General features: G+C 40.8%; 19 protein-coding genes. 10 read left to right on the top strand and 9 right to left on the bottom strand.

All coding sequences use genetic code 11. From position 1 onward, the window contains the following. Positions 1-349, top strand: a 349-nt coding sequence (locus tag GXZ17_RS10210; RefSeq protein WP_409377181.1) for a fibronectin type III-like domain-contianing protein, incomplete at its 5' end; no start/stop codon positions are given. Positions 350-805: 456 nt separating this feature from the next. Then, on the top strand, positions 806-1,192 hold the full coding sequence (locus tag GXZ17_RS10205; protein ID WP_409377180.1) for a VOC family protein: 387 nt from the start codon (positions 806-808) through the stop codon (positions 1,190-1,192). Here GXZ17_RS10205 and GXZ17_RS10200 read toward each other — a convergent pair. Beyond that, positions 1,185-1,493 (bottom strand): hypothetical protein, encoded by a 309-nt coding sequence (locus tag GXZ17_RS10200; protein ID WP_409377179.1) that lies wholly within the window; start codon positions 1,491-1,493, stop codon positions 1,185-1,187. The genes GXZ17_RS10205 and GXZ17_RS10200 overlap by 8 nt on opposite strands. Next, a complete protein-coding gene (hydG, locus tag GXZ17_RS10195) occupies positions 1,471-2,928 on the bottom strand; it encodes a [FeFe] hydrogenase H-cluster radical SAM maturase HydG (RefSeq protein WP_409377178.1) in 1,458 nt (485 codons plus the stop codon). Before hydG ends, GXZ17_RS10200 begins: the two co-directional genes overlap by 23 nt. A gap of 854 nt (positions 2,929-3,782) precedes the next feature. On the opposite strand from hydG, the gene fabZ reads away from it, so the two are divergent. Genes fabZ through GXZ17_RS10160 form a run of 7 tightly spaced genes read left to right on the top strand, consistent with a single transcriptional unit; the run spans position 3,783 to position 9,079 of the window. Next, a complete protein-coding gene (fabZ, locus tag GXZ17_RS10190) occupies positions 3,783-4,223 on the top strand; it encodes a 3-hydroxyacyl-ACP dehydratase FabZ (protein WP_409377177.1) in 441 nt (146 codons plus the stop codon). After that, the gene (locus GXZ17_RS10185) at positions 4,220-5,203 is read left to right on the top strand and encodes a beta-ketoacyl-ACP synthase III (protein ID WP_409377176.1); all 984 of its coding nucleotides are present in this window, start codon (positions 4,220-4,222) and stop codon (positions 5,201-5,203) included. Before fabZ ends, GXZ17_RS10185 begins: the two co-directional genes overlap by 4 nt. Positions 5,204-5,216: 13 nt before the next feature. Beyond that, positions 5,217-6,458 carry a beta-ketoacyl-ACP synthase II gene (fabF, locus tag GXZ17_RS10180; RefSeq protein WP_409377175.1) on the top strand — a complete coding sequence of 414 codons (1,242 nt, stop codon included), beginning with the start codon at positions 5,217-5,219 and terminating at the stop codon, positions 6,456-6,458. Positions 6,459-6,463: 5 nt separating this feature from the next. Then, positions 6,464-7,057: a glycerol-3-phosphate 1-O-acyltransferase PlsY gene (gene plsY, locus GXZ17_RS10175; protein WP_409377174.1), complete on the top strand. Its 594-nt coding sequence runs from the start codon at positions 6,464-6,466 to the stop codon at positions 7,055-7,057. 5 nt (positions 7,058-7,062) lie between these two features. Continuing rightward, positions 7,063-7,383, top strand: a complete 321-nt coding sequence (gene trxA / locus GXZ17_RS10170) for a thioredoxin (RefSeq protein WP_409377173.1) — start codon at positions 7,063-7,065, stop codon at positions 7,381-7,383. After that, positions 7,383-8,081, top strand: a complete 699-nt coding sequence (locus tag GXZ17_RS10165; protein WP_409377172.1) for a polysaccharide deacetylase family protein — start codon at positions 7,383-7,385, stop codon at positions 8,079-8,081. The genes trxA and GXZ17_RS10165 overlap by 1 nt, the downstream gene beginning before the upstream one ends. Positions 8,082-8,092: 11 nt before the next feature. Next, positions 8,093-9,079: a Clp1/GlmU family protein gene (locus GXZ17_RS10160; RefSeq protein ID WP_409377171.1), complete on the top strand. Its 987-nt coding sequence runs from the start codon at positions 8,093-8,095 to the stop codon at positions 9,077-9,079. Here GXZ17_RS10160 and GXZ17_RS10155 read toward each other — a convergent pair. Then, positions 9,054-9,287, bottom strand: a complete 234-nt coding sequence (locus tag GXZ17_RS10155; protein ID WP_409377182.1) for a hypothetical protein — start codon at positions 9,285-9,287, stop codon at positions 9,054-9,056. The genes GXZ17_RS10160 and GXZ17_RS10155 overlap by 26 nt on opposite strands. A 134-nt stretch (positions 9,288-9,421) precedes the next feature. Here GXZ17_RS10155 and GXZ17_RS10150 point away from each other — a divergent pair, with 134 nt between their 5' ends. After that, positions 9,422-9,529, top strand: coding sequence for a DUF433 domain-containing protein (locus tag GXZ17_RS10150; RefSeq protein ID WP_409377170.1), 108 nt, complete (start codon positions 9,422-9,424; stop codon positions 9,527-9,529). A gap of 362 nt (positions 9,530-9,891) precedes the next feature. Here the strand turns inward: GXZ17_RS10150 and GXZ17_RS10145 are convergent, their stop codons facing one another. The 6 genes from GXZ17_RS10145 to GXZ17_RS10120 all read right to left on the bottom strand — a co-directional run. After that, positions 9,892-10,431, bottom strand: a complete 540-nt coding sequence (locus tag GXZ17_RS10145) for a hypothetical protein (RefSeq protein ID WP_409377169.1) — start codon at positions 10,429-10,431, stop codon at positions 9,892-9,894. 63 nt (positions 10,432-10,494) lie between these two features. Further along, positions 10,495-11,166: a M48 family metallopeptidase gene (locus GXZ17_RS10140; protein ID WP_409377168.1), complete on the bottom strand. Its 672-nt coding sequence runs from the start codon at positions 11,164-11,166 to the stop codon at positions 10,495-10,497. Positions 11,167-11,170: 4 nt separating this feature from the next. Beyond that, a complete protein-coding gene (locus GXZ17_RS10135) occupies positions 11,171-14,383 on the bottom strand; it encodes a type I restriction endonuclease subunit R (RefSeq protein ID WP_409377167.1) in 3,213 nt (1,070 codons plus the stop codon). Positions 14,384-14,387: 4 nt separating this feature from the next. After that, positions 14,388-14,987 carry a transposase gene (locus GXZ17_RS10130; protein ID WP_409377166.1) on the bottom strand — a complete coding sequence of 200 codons (600 nt, stop codon included), beginning with the start codon at positions 14,985-14,987 and terminating at the stop codon, positions 14,388-14,390. Then, the gene (locus GXZ17_RS10125; protein ID WP_409377165.1) at positions 14,977-16,395 is read right to left on the bottom strand and encodes a restriction endonuclease subunit S; all 1,419 of its coding nucleotides are present in this window, start codon (positions 16,393-16,395) and stop codon (positions 14,977-14,979) included. The genes GXZ17_RS10130 and GXZ17_RS10125 overlap by 11 nt, the downstream gene beginning before the upstream one ends. A 139-nt stretch (positions 16,396-16,534) precedes the next feature. Next, a partial coding sequence (locus tag GXZ17_RS10120) for an ATP-binding protein (protein ID WP_409377164.1) occupies positions 16,535-17,860 on the bottom strand: 1,326 nt, incomplete at its 5' end.

Below are 17,860 nucleotides of genomic sequence, written 5' to 3'. Positions count from 1 at the left end.
TAAAGTCAAAAATACCGGAAGTCGAGTGGGAGATGAAGTAGTGCAACTGTATATCCACGACCGGGTAGCCTCAGTGGAGCGACCGGTAAAGGAGCTCAAAGGATTTAAGCGCCTTACTCTCCAGCCTGGTGAAGAAAAAGAAGTTATATTTACTCTTTTCCCTGAGCAATTAGCTTTTTACGATGAGTTTATGAGGCTAATAGTGGAGCCAGGGGTTTTTGAGGTTATGATAGGCAGTTCTTCGGAAGATATCCGGCTTTCAGGAGAATTTGAGGTGGCAAAAGAAAAAGTGCTTACCAAGTATAGGAAATTCAGTAGCGAAGTTATAGTATCCCGCAAAGTTGGTTAAAGGCAAATTACATCGGAAGCTAAAAATGGAAAATCGTCACACAGCAAGGGATACTATAACTTCTTTAGTTTTTTCAGGTTTTTATTTTCTTAGGGGGTTATAGGGGGTTTTCCCCTATACTGGGAAATCTTTTCTTCCCAGTAGTTTTGATTTTCAGTCTTTTAGGTTTTTGTGAGTTTTTGTGTGTCTGGGGGTTATAGGGGGTCTTTTCCCCCTATAGTTGGTATTGTCTGTGGCAATCTCCCCAAAGGTCAATCGCGAGCCTTGTAGTTTAGTTTAGCTTGGCGTGGCAATCGCGTTTTTCCTATTAGAGAGAATCTAAAAACCAGATCGCCACGCCGCTGGAGTGTTTTCTCTCCAGCGTAATTGGGTTTAGTATTTTACATCTCTTTTGCTTTAAGTTTGCGCCGCAGGCTGTATTGCGGTTAACTATAATAATAAAATAGGAGGAAACTCATGAAATTTCAAGGTTTACATCATGTAGCTATCAAAACCAACGATCTCGACAAAACTCTTGATTTTTATTGCGGCATTTTAGGGTTGGAAGTGGAAGAGCGATTTTATGATGCAGGAGAGCAATCGGATATTGTTTTCCTCTCTTTAGGAAACACTCTACTGGAGGTCATCGCTCCCCATCGGCCAGAAGAAAAAGAACTCAACTTTTCTACCTGTTTTCACCTGGCCTTAGCCACTTCCAATGTAGAAGAAACCTACGAAAAGTTGAAAGAAAAAGGGATAAATTTCACTCTCCCCCTCACAGAAAGCGGTGGATTCAAGTATGCCTATTTTTCTGGACCAATGGGAGAAACTCTGGAAATAGTGGAAAGAATAAAAGCTAAGTAAAGAGCCCTCTTTTAAGGAAAGAGAGAAGAGCTTCTCTTTCTGCCTCTGGAATCCTCTCTTCTTCTATGGTCATGCCATAGCGAGAAGAAAGAAGAACTTGATGGACGGGGGTGGGGTCGTATCCTCCCCACCCCGCAATATATGACCATCTCTTCCCTGAAATCTCGCTGAACCACACCCGTGCGTCATAGCGGGAGTAAATCTCTTCTGCTATTATTTCCAGCTTCTCTTCTACAGGAAGTTCCTTAATTTTTTCTTCTATTTGCTCAAGCCATTTCTCAAACTCGCAGGTCTCTTTCACCTTTTTTTATCCTCTGTAAATATTCTTCTACTTTAGGCTTTATTCCATCCTTAAGGCTGGATAGGTGCTCTTGGATAACTTTTTCTCCTATCTCTTTAGTTTGAGGAGAGGCATAATCTTCCAGATATTCCTGGAAAGTCAAAATGGCGTTAGGAATGCAGAAATAGTGGATTTTACCCTTTTTAGCTATATCCATAAAGTACCTCCCCGTTCTTCCACAACGATAATCAGCAGTGCAAAAAGAAGTTATATACCCCATTTGTGCTAACTCCCGAATTACTTCGTCTAAAGAACGAGGGTCTCCAATTTGAAATTGTTGACGCTCTAATTCCTGCTCATTCGAGTTATCGCTATAAGCTCCAATACCAATGCGAGTGGAGGCATCAATCTGGGTGCACCCCACTGGAATCACATCCCGGCGGATGTAAGCCGGTTCTCGAGCAGTGAGTATCATTCCCGTGTAAGGGACAGAAAGTCTGATAACAGTCACCAGGCGCTTAAAGTCCCGGTCGGATACCCGATATTTAGTTTCTTCCACTAAAGGGGTGTTCACTGCTGGCTCTAAGCGAGGAAAAGATATAGTATGGGGGCCAACTCCAGCAAAGTGTTTTTCTAAATCAATGGTGTGATAAAGAAGCCCCATCACCTCAAACTTCCAATCATATAAGCCAAAGAGAGCTCCAATAGCCACATCATCAATCCCTGCTTCTTGAGCTCGATGGAGAGCATACAACCTCCATTGATAGTTGGATTTTATTCCTGAGGGGTGAAGCTGTCGATAGGTTTCATGATGATAAGTTTCCTGAAAAACCTGAAAAGTCCCGATTCCCACTTCTTTCAAAATCTTATACCGGGATATGTCCATAGGAGCAGCATTGACATTTACTCTCCTGATTTCTCCATTTCCTACTCTGGTATCATAAATGGTTTGAATGGTGCTCGCAATATAATCAGCATCAGAGAGAGGGTGCTCTCCGTAGACCACTACCAATCTCTTATGTCCTAAGGACACCAAGGTTTCAGTTTCTCTTCGTACTTCTTCTAAAGTCAAGCGATGTCTTTTCTGTAGATTATTATCCCGACGGAAACCACAGTACAGACAACTGTTAACACAGAAATTGCTACAGTAAAGAGGAGCGAAAGTCACTATCCTGTCCCCATAAACACTTCTTTTTATCTCTCCTCCTGCGCGGTACATTTCCTCCCACAGATCTTCATCTTCTACATTTAATAATGTAGCAGTTTCTTCGGGCTCCAGGCGCTCAAGAGATAGTGATTTAGCAATGATGTCTCGCACTTTTTGGGGCTCGGGATTACGGTTTTTCTGGAGAAGCTCTTCTATTTCTTCATCATTAATAAAGTCCTTTCCCCCTTCTAAAAACTTTTCATTCTCCTCTTCCTTGATAATGTTACCCATCCACTCTTTGACGCTCATTTTCTTCGCCTTCCTTTCCCAAAAAAATAATGCCCGGCCCTACGGTTGAGGTAGAACCAGGCATTAAATATTTGCTACCCTTGGTTTCAGAAAATCTTCCTCGCCGCAGGTTCCCTAAATTACAATCTAAACAATATAACCAAACAAATACTATATAAAATCCCCTGAAATGTCAAATAAAGTTCAATTTTTGTAGAGCCTCAATAAATTATTTCATCATATTCTCTATAGTCCCCTCTAAAACCTCTTAGTTGTATCCCCGTTCCCGTGAAGCAACCTGTGATTTTAGATGCCTGATTAAATCTTCTCACCACCCCTCGCTTCTTTCTTTTCCTCTCTGGGGGAGAGGATCAGGGTGAGGTTTCCTCAAGTTCGTCATCCCTGAATGCCTATCAGGAGTCCATGGTTTTTAAAACCAAAGAAAAAGCAAAAACGTGGATGCCTGATAAAAGATTTCGGGAATGACAAAAAAAGGAGGTCGTCATCCCTGAATGCCTCTATCAGGGGTCCATGGTTTTTAAATACATGGATTCCCCGCTAAAAATTTCGGGAACGACGACAGAAGGGGTGGATACCTACTGAAGATCTCGGAAACGACGGGAGGAGGGAAATCCTTCCGGGAAGAGGGTTAGGGTGAAATTGACTATGAAGGGAGATGCCTCCTCATAGCTCCGTTCTGCACCGCCGTGCGAGGGGAAGCCCCGGAGTACAATACAGATAAATGGAGTACCGAATATAAGGATGTTGCCATGGATTTTGCAGTTAATTATAATAATCGATATTGCTCCTTGCTAATTTGACTCAGTTCATATACATTATTAGGGGTAAAATATGCTAATCGGGAGGATGTGGAAATGGAATTAGATGTAAATAAAATCCAGGAAATACTGCCTCACCGCTTTCCTTTCCTCTTAGTAGATAAAATAATATCTCTGGAGAACGATAAAGTTGTGGGGGTAAAAAATGTGACTATGAATGAGTGGTTTTTCCAGGGGCATTTTCCGGGAAAACCTGTTATGCCAGGAGTTTTGATTTTAGAGAGCATGGCTCAAGTAGGTGCCACTATGATGATGAACATGGAAGAGTTTCGGGGATGTATTCCTTATTTTACCTCTTTAAATGGTGTTAAATTCCGCCGTCCGGTTATACCAGGAGACCAGTTAGTAATGGAGGTAACTCTCCTCAAGGTGCGGAGAGGAATTGGTAAGTTAAAAGGAGTAGCACGAGTGAATGAAACAATAGTAGCAGAAGGAGAAATAGGTTTTTCTCTGATAAAAGAGGAGGCAGAAGATTGAGCAATGGTGAGGTAAAAATATTAGGAACAGGCTCCAGCGTGCCAGAGCGAATTATTACTAATTTTGACCTGGAAAAAATGGTAGATACGAGCGATGAATGGATTACCACTCGCACCGGTATCAAAGAAAGAAGAATAGCACAGGAGGAAGAAAGTACTTCTACCTTTGCCTTGCTTGCCGCTCAAAGGGCGCTTCAGGCTGCTCAAGTTTCTCCTGAAGAGTTAGACCTCATAATAGTGGCTACAGTTACTCCTGATATGCTTTTTCCTGCAACAGCCTGCTTATTGCAGAGAGAGTTAAAAGCTCATAAAGCCGCCAGTTTTGACTTAGAAGCAGGTTGCACAGGGTTTGTTTACGCTTTATCCCTGGCTGAAAAATATCTCCGGGGGGGAGGGGGAGAAAAAGCTTTAGTGGTGGGAGCAGAGACCCTTTCTAAAATATTAGACTGGGAGGATCGCTCTACCTGTGTGTTGTTCGGCGATGGGGCAGGAGCAGCAGTCCTGGGGTTGAGCGAAGAAGAGGGAATTATAGCTACTTACCTGGGCTCTGATGGAGGAGGAGCTCATCTTCTGGAACTCCCCGCCGGTTGTTCTCGAATGCCAGCTTCTCTGGATACCGTTAATAGCCGATTGCACTATATAAAAATGAATGGAAATGAAGTATTTAAATTTGCGGTGAAAATTATGGAAGAGGCTTCCTTAGAAGTAATAAAAAGAGGCCAGGTAGAAATAGATGAGGTGAGCCTTTTTATTCCTCATCAGGCCAACATTAGAATCATTAATTCGGCAGCTAAAAGGCTGGGCATTCCCGAGGAGAAAGTTTTTGTGAATGTTCATAAATATGGTAACACCTCCTCAGCCTCCGTTCCTCTGGCTTTGGACGAAGCATACCGGGAGGGGAAAATCAAAAGGAGTGATTTAGTGCTCCTGGTTGGTTTTGGCGCCGGTTTGACCTGGGGCTCAGCCCTTATCCGATGGTAAAGGAGGTTTTAAGGTGGAAAGAAATGTAGTAGTCACGGGCATAGGAGTAATAAGTCCGGTAGGTAGTGGCAAAGATAAATTCTGGCAATCGCTCATCGGGGGTAAATCAGGAATTGATAGAATTAAAAGCTTTGACCCTGGAGATTTTGATAGTCAGATGGCCGGAGAAGTAAAGGATTTCGACCCCGAAGACTTCCTCCCCCGCAAAGAATACCGGAGGATGGACCGTTTTTCCCAGTTTGCAGTTTGTGCTTCCCTTATGGCCATGCAAGATGCTTCCATATCTCTTGAGAATCTGGATAGAGAGAGAGCAGGGGTTATTTTAGGCTCAGGCATCGGGGGAATCCAGACTTTTGAAGAACAGCACCAGATTCTTTTAACTAAAGGTCCGGGAAAAGTCAGTGCTTTCTTTATTCCCATGATGATAGTTAACATGGGGGCAGCCAATGTGGCGATACAGTTGAAGTTGAAAGGACCCAATAGTTGTGTTTCTACCGCTTGCGAAGCTTCTACCCATGCCTTAGGAGAAGCTCTGCGCATCATTCAGAGAGGAGAAGCAGACTTGATGGTAGTAGTGGGAGCAGAAGCTTCTATTACTCCTTTAGCTTTTGCTGGATTTTGCGCTATGAAAGCCCTTTCCACCCATAATGATAATCCGGCTAAAGCTTCCCGCCCTTTTGACCGCACAAGAGACGGATTTGTAATGGCCGAGGGAGCAGCAGCACTAATTTTAGAAGAGGAAGACAAGGCGAGAGAGCGAGGAGCACGAATTTACGCTGAGTTAAAAGGATATGGCTCCACCTGCGATGCTTACCACATTACTGCCCCTGATCCAGAAGGAGAAGGAGCAGCCCGGTCTATGAAGCTGGCGATAGAAGATGCCCGCTTAACCACAGAAGATATCGATTATATCAATGCTCACGGTACCTCTACTCCCTTAAATGATAAAGTGGAAACCCTGGCCATTAAAAAAGTTTTTGGAGAAAGAGCTTACCAGATTAAAATTAGTTCCACTAAATCTATGACCGGACATCTTCTGGGGGGAGCAGGAGCACTGGAGGGAGCAGCTACTGCTCTTTCCATTTATCACGGCATCATTCCCCCCACTATTAATCTGGAAGAAAAAGACCCGGAGTGCGATCTGGATTACACCCCCGGTCAAGCTTTTCCTCTTAAAATCAGGAGCGCTCTTTCCAATTCTTTCGGATTCGGAGGCCATAACGGCACTTTAGTCTTTTCTCGCTACGGAGAGTGATATCAATGGTCAACTGGTGGGTCTTGCCTCTCAACTACCTCTTAGGTTCTTTCCCTTGTGGGTTGATAGTGGGCTGGATAACCAAAGGTGTGGATATAAGAGAATATGGGAGTGGCAGTATTGGTGCCACCAATGTTTCCCGGGTAGCAGGTTTCCTGCCCGCTCTTATCGCCGGCGTGGGAGATGCCTCAAAAGGATTTTTAGGCGCTTATTTAGCCACTCGTTTTCTACCCAATCCCTATCTCTGGTTTTTAGCTCTTTTTCTCTTGATTGTCGGTCATGACTGGTCTATATTTCTCCGCTTCCGAGGAGGGAAAGGAGTAGCCACTACTTTAGGGATACTTTTTTACCTCTCCTGGGAATCGGCGCTTCTTTGTTTTCTCGTCTGGGTGGTCATGGCATCCATTACCCGCTACTCCTCCGTAGGTTCCCTGAGCGGTGCTCTTTTGATGCCCGTTTTCCTTTACCTGTGGGGAAAGCCTCCAGAGTTTATAGTCTGGGGAATATTTGCCGCAGCGCTCGTGTTCTGGAGGCACAAAGGAAATATCCAGAGGTTAATCCAGGGTAAAGAGTTAAAGATGGGTCAGAAAGGAGCGTAAAGAACATGATAGAATTAAACAAAGATAATTTCAAAGAAGAAGTGCTGGATTCAGAGATTCCAGTATTGGTTGATTTCTGGGCCACCTGGTGCACGCCCTGCCGAATGATGGCTCCTATCATAGAAGACATAGCTAATTCCTGGCAGGGAAAGGTCAAAGTTTGTAAATTAAATACCGATGATGCTCCGGAAATTGCTATTAAATATGGCATTCAAGCTATCCCTACCCTTTTAATTTTCAACGGAGGTAAAGAGGTGGGAAGAATAGTAGGATATGTACCTAAAAAAACTGTGGAGGAAAAACTGCAAGATATCATAAAACCCTGATGCGCAAATTAAAAATATTAGTTTGGATTTCATGTCTTATCCTTTTAATTCTTTTTCTCCAGGAAGAAGTAATTAGCATAGAAACAGAAGAGGATATCTTTGGTCTCAATCTGGTTCGCTCTCTGGGGGGAAACTCTCAAGTCAGAAAGGAAGTAGCCCTGACTTTTGATGATGCTCCCAGTCCTTTTACTAAAGAAGTGTTGAAAATTTTAGATAATTATGGAGTATCAGCTACTTTTTTTCTGGTTGGTTCTCAAGTAGAAAAGTCTCCTGAAGTTGCTCGCCAGATTGTAGCTGCAGGACATGAAATAGGTAATCACTCATTCTCTCATTGCTGGTCGAGTGATGATTCAGTGGAAACCCTGGTAGAGGATATTAAGCGGGCAGAAGAAGCTATTTACCGAGCTACCGGCCAGGTCCCTCTATACTTCCGTCCTCCGGGGGGAATGGTAAATGACAAAGTAAAAGAAGCCTGTGGGCAAACCGGCTACAGCATCTTATTGTGGTGGGTAGACTCTCAAGATTGGTTGCTCACTGAAGAAGAAATCCTGGAAAAGGTCAAAAAAGAAGTAAAAGACGGAGCTATCATTCTTTTTCACAACTTAGCAACAACTGTTGAGGTTCTGCCCCAGGTTATTGAGGACTTAAGAAGAGAAGGTTATAAGTTTGTTACCATCTCTCAACTCCTCAGATATTAGAGGTAAAAAAGATGCTCTGGCCCCCGGAATGGAGTTTTTTGCCCCATGCTCTGAATAATTTTCGAGGAACACTTATGGTAGTGGCTCCACCAGACCGGGGGAAAACCACTTTAATCCGCTTGCTCACTTCTTTTTTTGTCTCTCAAGGTAAAAAAGTGGGATGGGTAGATTCAGATCTGGGGCAATCTAATGTCGGTCCTCCTACCACTGTAGGGATGATAATGGTGTCTAAAAAATTCCCCCTTTCTCTTCGAGAAAGGTTATTCACTCCCTACTTTCGCTTTGTGGGAGATGTAACTCCAGAAAAAAGGATAGAAGCTACTGCTTTATATGCTGCTGAGTTAGCCAAAATGGCTTCTTCTAAATCGCAGGTTACTCTGATTGATACCTGTGGTTTGATTTTTTCTTTATCTGGTCTTCGTCTCAAAATGTTAAAGATGAAATCGATCAAGCCAGAATTAGTCTTAGGTATCGGATATGATGAAGAATTTGAAGTACTGAAAAAGTTTTATGGAGACCAGTTCTGGACTTTACCCCCCTCTTCCCAGACTTCTAGAAAAGATTATGAGAAGAGGCGCAGCTACAGGGAACGGCTTTTCTCTTTATATTTCTCGTCCGGAAAAACTTGGGAAATGGGGTGGGAAAATTTCCGTTTCTTCTCACCTTATCATCCTTATTTCTTCCTGCAAGAATATCAGCTAAGCGATGGCACACCTACTTTCAAATTCTCCTCCACCTTTTCCCTCATCCTCAGTGCTTTTCCAGAAGAAAAAGTAAATAATAAATGCCGGGTTATTAACCCTTCTTCCTTGCTCTTTTCCATCTGCGGGCTTTACACCGAAAGAGGAGAAGAAGTGGGTCTGGGCATCATTCAGAACATTAATGAAGAAAATAAAACAGTAGCTGTGAAGGGGATTAGAATAAACCCCGGTAAACCGGAAGCGCTGGTTCCTGGAGTAACAAAAATCAATGCTAAATCTCCAGATATTGAACAGTAACTCCCTCTAAACTTTCCAGCTCCTTTTTCAGCTGTTCGTTTTCCTCCTTTTTACCGGTTAATTCTAAGATTACCAGTCCGTCTTCGGCACAGTATTCCGGAGAGGTTTCGTGAAGCCCCAAACGGGTTTTAATGTTGCAGCCGTATCTGGTTAAGCACTCCTGCACCTTAGGCGCCTGGTGAGAGCGAGCCTCTATTTTCACTATCATGATTTGATAAGCCAATTTTACCACCCTGTTCAATTATATCATAGAAAATATCTGCCCGGTGCAGGGGAAGTACCTCTCTCTTCAGAAAACCATTCTAATCAGTTGAGCTCGTATTAAGGAAATCTTCGGCCTCTTTGCAAGCTGGGATTCCTGTCTCAGTAATACTGAATAACCTCTCTGAAGAAGTTAGCCGGGAAGAGATTTTGAAAGGTTATCCTTCTCTTTCATCCCGAAGATATTAGTGCCGCATTGGCTTATGCTGCACTTTTAGCCAAAGAGTGCCATATTGTTATTGAATCGGGTAGCTAAATGAAATTCAAAGTTGACGAGAACCTTCCCGTAGAAGTTGCTCAACCACTTAAGGATACAGAGTTTGAAACAAACCCCGTTTTCAATCCCTGGTCAGGATTAAAAGTCTATAAAGTCCAGTGGCGCAGATAATTCCAAAAAATGGGAACATTGCTATTATGAGAAAACCAGCATTGGGCTGCAGGTTCATTATTATGTTCTGTGCTCCAGTATAAAGAGTCAGCGCTATAGCACCACCGACTGCAACCTCAGTAGCAGATGTATTCCTGTATTTTCCCAAAAGAGGATATATAATTTATCTTCTACCACTCTGGCGGTCATACTCCCAGATTGCTAAGTCCACTTCTTGAGGTAACCATCCCAGCTCAGCAGCAAGTCTCTTGATTTCTTTCAAGTATCGTTTGTAATCATTGATGGAAAAGTTCCGTTTTTCCACCCCAAACATCTGGCGCCACCCTCTAAAATCAATAACTGCATATTGCTCGGGATAACACAAAGCGAGCACAGCAGAAGCTACCGGGATTTCAACTCCTCTAAGGGCAGTCAATAATCGGAGCCGAAGCTCGAGCTCATAATCCTCATCCTCATGCGAGATATTAAAAGCTAAACAGGTAATATCCCTTATAATATCTTCGGTATTCTTGCTTCTCAAACTTTTTTGTCTTGCGTATTGTTGTCTCAATTTCCATCTTAAAATTCTATCAAAATCATCGAGGTCTAAATAAAAAGGACTACGAACTTGCTTTAACAAATGCAGGTGTTCTTTTAAATGCTCAGTTTCGTCAAAGTCAGCTGCAGTTCTCCGGTATGCCCTAATAACATCTGCGTTAATCATAATTTCACCTTCTAGGGTTGTGTATATCTAAGGATGAAAGCTCCTGAGTGATTAAATCAAATACTACAGCCTCAACAAATAGCCGTTCTGCTTCAACCAATCTTTGTGTTTTTCGTAGTCAGGCATCAACATTTTAACCTTGTTCCAGAATGATTTTGCGTGATTTCTCTCTTCCAGATGAACAAGTTCATGGACAACCACATAGTCTACTACCAGCAAAGGAGCCATAATCAGTCGCCATGAGAAATTTAAATTTCCGCAAGAAGAGGAAGAGCCCCACCTTTTCTGGGCATTGGTAATATTAACTTTACGGTACTTAAAATCCCTCTTTTGCGCATACCAGCAGACTCTCTCAGAAATTTTTTCGTAAGCCATTTTTTTGTACCACTTGACAAATACTTCTTTTGCCCGGGGTAGCGCATCTCGGGAGAGATAGAAGCCATTCTCGAATTTTAGTGGCTCTTCCTGGCTATCTACTATTTTCAATCTATAATATCTCCCTAGATAGAGAAAACCTTCTCCATTGACAAACTCTTTAGGAGAGAATTTTGGGTCTCTCGTTTCAATTTCCCTTTTCTTTTCCTCAATCCATTCTCTATGGTCAAGAACTACCTTCATAATCGTGCTATCATTGATATCCAGGGGTGCTCTTACAATCAGCGTAGCGTCATCTGTTACCTGTAAAGCAATGGTTTTTCTTTTTGTTCGTACTATTTTTTCTATCTCGATATCCATAAATCTATTCTCCATAAATGTGATAAGCAAGCTCTATTAGTTTTTGAGCTATTTCGTTTCTTTTCCCGAATACCACATTACTGGCACCCGATGAATATGATGCAGGGGTTTCCTTTACCTTATCTCCTTCTTTTGAAGGTGCGGGAGAAGCTGGAACAGATTTTAGTAGATGAGATATGATATACGATTTTAATCTCTTCTGCTTAAAGGAGCTTTCCCAGAAATCAACCATCTGAGTTTCTCTCTTGATAAGCTCAATCACGTCTCTAGTCAAACCAATTAGAAAGTTAACGTCTTTTTCGCTCAGTGCTTCAACAGGCTGTTTTCCATATATCTCCTGTTTCAATAGTCCCAAAAAAGGTAGCTCTTTCTTTGGCTCCAAACCAAAGGTTTCCTCAGCTTCTCTTCCTCTTTTCATCGATTCTCTGAGTTTTTCAAGCTCGATGGCGAGAACTTCCCAGTTTTCTTTGTATTCTTCAAGGATTTTCTTCAACTTATCAGAAAACCTCTCATAAAACTCCGGGTCTTCTTCGAAGTGCTTTTCAATATGTTCTAAAATAGCGTATGTAAGCTCTTCAGCTTTTGCCTTGTTTGATTTTTGTTTTTTTAATTTACCAATGAATTTATCGTCAAAAAGAGGAGTTGGTGGTATTTTTGGGTCAACGCCTTTTGATATCAGATATTCTTCAACAATTTCTCTTATCTTCTTGCTCGCATCTTTTATGCTCAGTTTATCATCTCTATATCTGTTTCTCGCCGACTCTTTGATGAAATTTATAATTTTCAGGTCTGTAATATATTTTAAGGCTATAGGGTCAGGAAGCACCGCATCCATTGCCCGGTTAAAGTTTTTTACCAGCATTATAAACTCATTTCTTACCTCTTCATCGACCAGAAGGTCTATACATTCTTCTATGTTATTTCTCCAATCTTCAATTCCGTATTTTTTAAAGAAATTGTTGATAAGACTGTGGGCGAACCCTAAATCGTCGATACTTTTAGCTTTATCTTTGACAACCTGGGTAATTTCCTCTATATCTTCATCAGCATAGATAGAAAGAGATTCTTTCAAATGCTTTAAAACTCCGACATAATCTACAACAAAGCCACAACTTTTATTTTTGTAAACTCTATTTACCCTTGCGATGGCCTGCAACAGATTATGCTCCTTAATCACATCATCCAGATACATAACCTGCTCTACAGGAGCATCAAAACCTGTGATGAGCATATTCTGCACTACTAAAATACCTACATCTCCCAAAACACCAGTATCATCGGTTTTATAAAATGGTAGTTTAAAGCTCTCTATTATCCTATCCTGCTTATGGGCATCGGTATAATCATAATATTCAGGTGGATCGTTATCTCCCTCGGATATAACTACACCAACTTCCAATCTCTCAAGTTGCTCTATATCTATCCCTTTCTGGTTATTCTTCTTCAGCTCCTCTATTTTTTCCTTTAACGCTTCTTCCAGAGCTTTCTTATATCTTATGGCAGCATGTCTTGATACAGCCACAACCTGAGCCTTAAAGCCATTGGGGAATATATGGGTAACATAGTGGTCTATCATATCTTTTGCTTTGTCCCTTATCACATCCTCGTCTTCAAGATATGCACGCCACGTGTATCTTCCCATAATTTTTGTCTTTTGTTCTGCATCAAGCATATAAAAGACATCCTCAAATTTAGTATTGGCTGCTTCTTCATCGGAAAGTTCAGCACTGTGAACTCTTCCTTCATAGACAATCTCAACAGTCACACCATCTTCTACCGCTCTTTTTATACTGTATTTATCTATATATTCACCAAAAGTCATTTCCGTTTTTGCAATGGGCGTGCCAGTGTAAGCTATCCTTATAGCATTGGGCAAAGCTTTCTTTAAATTAGCTCCTAAAAGTTTGTATTGGGTTCTGTGCGCCTCATCAATCATAATAAGAATGTTAGGGGACTTATTAAGCTCTGGAAATTCGACTTCAAGCTCCCTTTCCTGGAATTTGTGAATCATACCCATTACCAGGTCTGGAGTATCGGTCTTTAAAAGTTCTTGAAGTTCTTTTACGCTTCCTGCAAGATGAACAGTAAAACCCACACTTTTTGACGTCTCTCTCAATTGTTTCTCTAAATTTTTCCTATCGGTTATAAAGACAATTTTGAAATTTCTGAATTCGGGGTGATGATACATTTCCCTTACAGTAAACATCATGGTCATTGATTTTCCAGAGCCCTGAGTGTGCCAGACAATCCCTCCTCGCTCTTCAGGAGTTTTACCTTCCTCCAGCCTTTTTATTATCTTTTTAACCGCTCTAAATTGCTGGTATCTTGCCACAATTTTTACCACACCGCTTTTAGGGTCTTCCTTGAAGACGGTAAAAGTGTGGAGAATATCAAGGAGATTATTCCTGGTGAGCATACCCTGAATTAGAACCTGCTGACTGGTGATATTTCCTCGAGAATTTATATCTGATAAAGTATAAGGGTAAGGGTCTTTCCACTCCACAAAGTGCTCATATTCTGCAGTTATGGTTCCGTATTTTGCCACCTGATTAGAAGTGGCAATCGTAAAAAGGTTATACCAGAAGAGCTTCTCGTTACCTTCTTTTACCCCTCTTCTATTAGAATATCTCATAAGCTGGGTTATAGCTTCTGCGATGGGGTCTGCTATTGCCGGAGATTTGCATTCTACAACCACTAAAGGCAAACCATTCACAAATAACACAATATCAGGTATTATATGCTTTTCGGTCCCTGGGATATTGACCTTAAATTGAGAAATGGCAATAAAAGAATTGTTCTCTGGATTTATAAAATCTATGAACCTGACTGTGGGGCTTTTTTCTCCAGTTTTCCGGTTCTCAAATACTGAAGTATTTTCCAGAAGTAAATCGTGGATTTCTCTGTTTGCTTCTAAAAGAGAGCGAGCTTGCGAGGTGGTTATCCTTCCTACCACTTCATTTATCTGGTCTTCTTCTATCCAGGGGTTTATTCTTTGGATAGATTCCCTTAAAACATCCTCAAGGACTACCTCTCTAAAAGTCTCTCGCCATTTTATACGCTCACCAAAGGCAGGCTCAAGGGAGGAATTGAAAGATGCGATTTCCCTTATATCTTCTGGGTCATCTTTATTCTGTCTGTAAGTCTTCCAGCCCAATTTTTGAAGCTGAGCAAGGAAAGGATTTTCTACATAATATTCTTCATCAAGCCTTTTATACATATCATTACCTTATTTTATAATTCTTATCATTTAACCATTTTAAGGGATTACAATAAATATACTCACGAATCCCATTTAATTCGTCTTCGTTGCGTATAATGTGTTCGTAATAATTCCGTTGCCAGATAGAATGGTGTGGTGGAAATTTTTCTGGTGTTTTATCTCGCAACCTTTTTGTTACACCTATTTTGAACCCCCGAACAATTGAACCAATAGATCGTGACGGTGATTTTAATGATTGTAGGGGCGAAAAATTTTTCGCCCCTACATTGACAGGCGAATGGCTATTCGAGGGCGAATGGTTATTCGCCCCTACGGGATTTGGTTTATTGGTTCTATTAATTACAACAATCCCATGGATATGATTAGGCATAACAATAAATTCATCCAACATGACGTCTGGAAAATGCACAGGTATATCTATCCAACATTGTTTTGCGATTTTCCCATATTCGTTTAAAATCATTTTATCGTCAATAATTTCTCCAAACCAACATTCCCGATTACTGGTGCAAATGGTAATAAAATATGCCCCTGGTCGGGAGTAATCGTATCCTTTTAAACGGATAGAACGACGGTCGTGATGAACATTTTTATTTTCCATTTTCAATATAACCATGTTCGATTAAACTATTCACCCTTATCCTACCAGTCAACAAATCCTCCATCAACCCCCGTTTTATTCTTTCAAGCTTCTCTTTATATTTCTGCTCTTTTTCTATCACCTCATCAACCTGAGAGAGTATAGAAGCAATACGTTGTTGCTCGGGAAGAGGAGGGAGGGGGATTTGGATTCTTGAAAATCTACTTTTATTAACTATAGGAACAGCTTGTAATCCTGCTTCTTGCTTCAACGGAGTTTGCGAATAAAATAGAACAAGATAGAATAAAGCATCGGGATTACAAATATCTGTATCAGGTACGATAGAATTTATTTGTTGATTTGTTGTACATATACTTGTCGTCATACCTACTTTTCCAATGGTTGAGCCAATACACACAGTGCAAATAGAATTAGGGGGTATAGGTCTGGAAATTTTGAAGCCAGATTCAGAAAGTTTTTTTTGAGAATCACCTATAAATCTGCTATCTGTAATGTCTTCGGGGGATATAAATAAATAATGATCTCCGTAATACTCAGAGTTTAAAGTTGGTGGCGTACTTCCTGTTATTATTTTTCCAATATCTCCCAAACTCACCACTTCCCACTCTTCTGGTATCTTGCCCAGTAACGAATCTTTGAATTTGTGCTTTCTCTCATCCCTCAATTCCCAATTCCCGATTTCTGACTCATGGCTCCCAACTCCCAATTCATCATTCATAATTCCTGATTCATGTTTTCTCAATTCCGATCCATAATTCATAATTCCTAATTCATAATTCATAACGATACCTCTGGTTAGCAAATCCTGCATCAAGCCCTGTTTTATGCGTTTATATTTTTCAATAATGGCGTCAGTCTTTTCTATGACATTGTCTACCGTCTCCAAAATTTCAGCAATTTTCTGCTGTTCGGGAAGAGGAGGAAGAAAAATATATATTTTTTTTAAATGAGAAGGGCCATAATTACTTTGTGCGCTTCCTGTACTTAGTCGGTATATTCCTTTCTGGAAATATTCTGATTCAATATAATACTTTAAATACATTCTATCTAATGCGTGATTTAAAGGCCTCATTCTGATTATGGAAGTATTTAAAAGCAAAGGAAGGTTTTCTTTTTTAATAAATATACATCTACCCAAAGTTCCTGAACTGGATACAACAAGATCGTTTTCTTCAAGCAAAAAGTGCCTAAAATGCTTTCCTACTATTTTTTCATCAATATATTGAAGTTTTTCTTTTAGAATCCTATTTTCTTGGATGCACCTAATATTCAAAAATGGAATTCCTTCCTCTTTACCTTCAAACAAATCAGAAGTTAAACCAGGCCCTTCCTGAAAGTAAACATAGTCTTTAAATCTTACCCTCTTCCACCCCTCTGGTAACTTTTCCATCTCTTCAGTCTTAATCATAGTAACCCCTCAATCTCCCCCAAACTAATTCATAATTCACCATTCAAAATTCCTAATCCCTATTCTCTAATTCACAATTCCTAATTTTATATGCCCAATAAATGTCTAATATTTGTCCAATATGTCCAACAATCGTCTATTATCGCAATTCATACCTTCTACCCTTTTTGTCTCCAACCTCGTGAAGAATTTCCTTCTTGACCAACCCTTGTAAATCTCTATAAAGTGTTTTTTTAGAAACATCCGGAGATATTTCTTTATAATCGGCAATGGCAATCTTCCCTTTTTCTTTCACATACATAACTGCTTTAACTTGTCTCTCATTCAGCCCCATCTTTCTTAAATTTTCTTCTGTATAAATATCTTTATAAAAGATTACTGCAAACCCCGCTCCTTCTTCCCTAAACTCTGGCTCTAGAAGCTCTTGAGCACGGCACAGGTCTATCATTCGCTTCGTTCCACTCCCCCATCGCTCTATTAGCCCCGCAAAGTAGAAAATCATTGCCAGCAGCTTATTTCTCGGTCGTGATTCGTGGTCAGTTCTTAACATATCAATAGTTATTCCTTCTGGAAGCAGCCCGGGATTCCAGAATCGTATTTTGTCATCATAAACTCGTATCTGAATATCTGCATTGTCAAGATAGTCTCTGTGTATCAGAGCATTAATAATGGCTTCCCTTACAGCGTCAAGAGGATAATCCCATAAATCTTCTCTTTCAAGCTGTCCTTTTATCACGTATTTGACATTAAGATGTTTTTTGACAGCATCAAAAAGAATATCAAGCTGTTTAAAGAGATTGCCTTTTGCTGTAACCGTATCCAATATATCAATATTCGATTTAAACTTACCTACACGAGCCTCAGATATCATAAGGTGTTTTTGGGGGTTCTTGCCAAAGAGCAGAACACCTGCATTTCTCAGTTTGCCATTCTCAATAAGATCAAGATTAGAGAGAACTTTCTCTACAGAGTCAGCTTCTGATATGTCGGGGAGCCTCTTTGTTGCCAGTGTTTTAAATCTCTCAACGGTCTCTGTGTCAATCTCTTCCACTCCTGCTTTAGATGGTAAAGCATCCCAGCTTAGGTTTTGCCTCTTTAGTATAAACTGGATAAGCTCATTACCCTTGAGTTCCTGAACTGTGGAGCCTGTTCTTACATAAAACTTTCCATTGTAAGATACTGGCACAAAAGAGGGTTTAACGGCAACTTTAACAATCTCCCTACCTTCAAAGTCTTCAACTTCAACTGATGTAATTAAGCCAAGTTTGTCCCGTATCTTATTTGGTAGCTCCTCCAAAAGCCGCTCACTATTTTTCGCTCCTACAGAACGCCCCTTGTCATCCACCCCAATAAGCATTTCCCCTCCGCTACTATTAGCAAATGCAGCTAAAGTTTTTAAATATTCGTCCCTCCAGGTTTCTTTAAACTCAAGGTTACTACCTTCCCTCATAATAAGCTCCTGATT

Origin of the sequence: Candidatus Sordicultor fermentans, assembly GCF_012728195.1 — a bacterium.
In the GTDB taxonomy this organism is placed as follows: domain Bacteria; phylum Atribacterota; class Atribacteria; order Atribacterales; family Caldatribacteriaceae; genus Sordicultor; species Sordicultor fermentans.
Note: the sequence above shows the minus strand (reverse complement) of the source record. Positions and strands in the feature narration are given on the sequence as shown.

Excerpts from the sequence above, each read along its gene's own strand:
- GXZ17_RS10155 (WP_409377182.1), bottom strand. The coding sequence starts at position 9,287 with ATGATAGTGAAAATAGAGGCTCGCTCTCACCAGGCGCCTAAGGTGCAG.
- trxA (WP_409377173.1), top strand. The coding sequence starts at position 7,063 with ATGATAGAATTAAACAAAGATAATTTCAAAGAAGAAGTGCTGGATTCA.
- GXZ17_RS10205 (WP_409377180.1), top strand. The coding sequence starts at position 806 with ATGAAATTTCAAGGTTTACATCATGTAGCTATCAAAACCAACGATCTC.
- GXZ17_RS10130 (WP_409377166.1), bottom strand. The coding sequence starts at position 14,987 with ATGGAAAATAAAAATGTTCATCACGACCGTCGTTCTATCCGTTTAAAA.
- GXZ17_RS10165 (WP_409377172.1), top strand. The coding sequence starts at position 7,383 with ATGCGCAAATTAAAAATATTAGTTTGGATTTCATGTCTTATCCTTTTA.
- plsY (WP_409377174.1), top strand. The coding sequence starts at position 6,464 with ATGGTCAACTGGTGGGTCTTGCCTCTCAACTACCTCTTAGGTTCTTTC.
- GXZ17_RS10160 (WP_409377171.1), top strand. The coding sequence starts at position 8,093 with ATGCTCTGGCCCCCGGAATGGAGTTTTTTGCCCCATGCTCTGAATAAT.
- GXZ17_RS10125 (WP_409377165.1), bottom strand. The coding sequence starts at position 16,395 with ATGATTAAGACTGAAGAGATGGAAAAGTTACCAGAGGGGTGGAAGAGG.
- GXZ17_RS10145 (WP_409377169.1), bottom strand. The coding sequence starts at position 10,431 with ATGATTAACGCAGATGTTATTAGGGCATACCGGAGAACTGCAGCTGAC.
- hydG (WP_409377178.1), bottom strand. The coding sequence starts at position 2,928 with ATGAGCGTCAAAGAGTGGATGGGTAACATTATCAAGGAAGAGGAGAAT.
- GXZ17_RS10135 (WP_409377167.1), bottom strand. The coding sequence starts at position 14,383 with ATGTATAAAAGGCTTGATGAAGAATATTATGTAGAAAATCCTTTCCTT.
- fabZ (WP_409377177.1), top strand. The coding sequence starts at position 3,783 with ATGGAATTAGATGTAAATAAAATCCAGGAAATACTGCCTCACCGCTTT.
- GXZ17_RS10140 (WP_409377168.1), bottom strand. The coding sequence starts at position 11,166 with ATGGATATCGAGATAGAAAAAATAGTACGAACAAAAAGAAAAACCATT.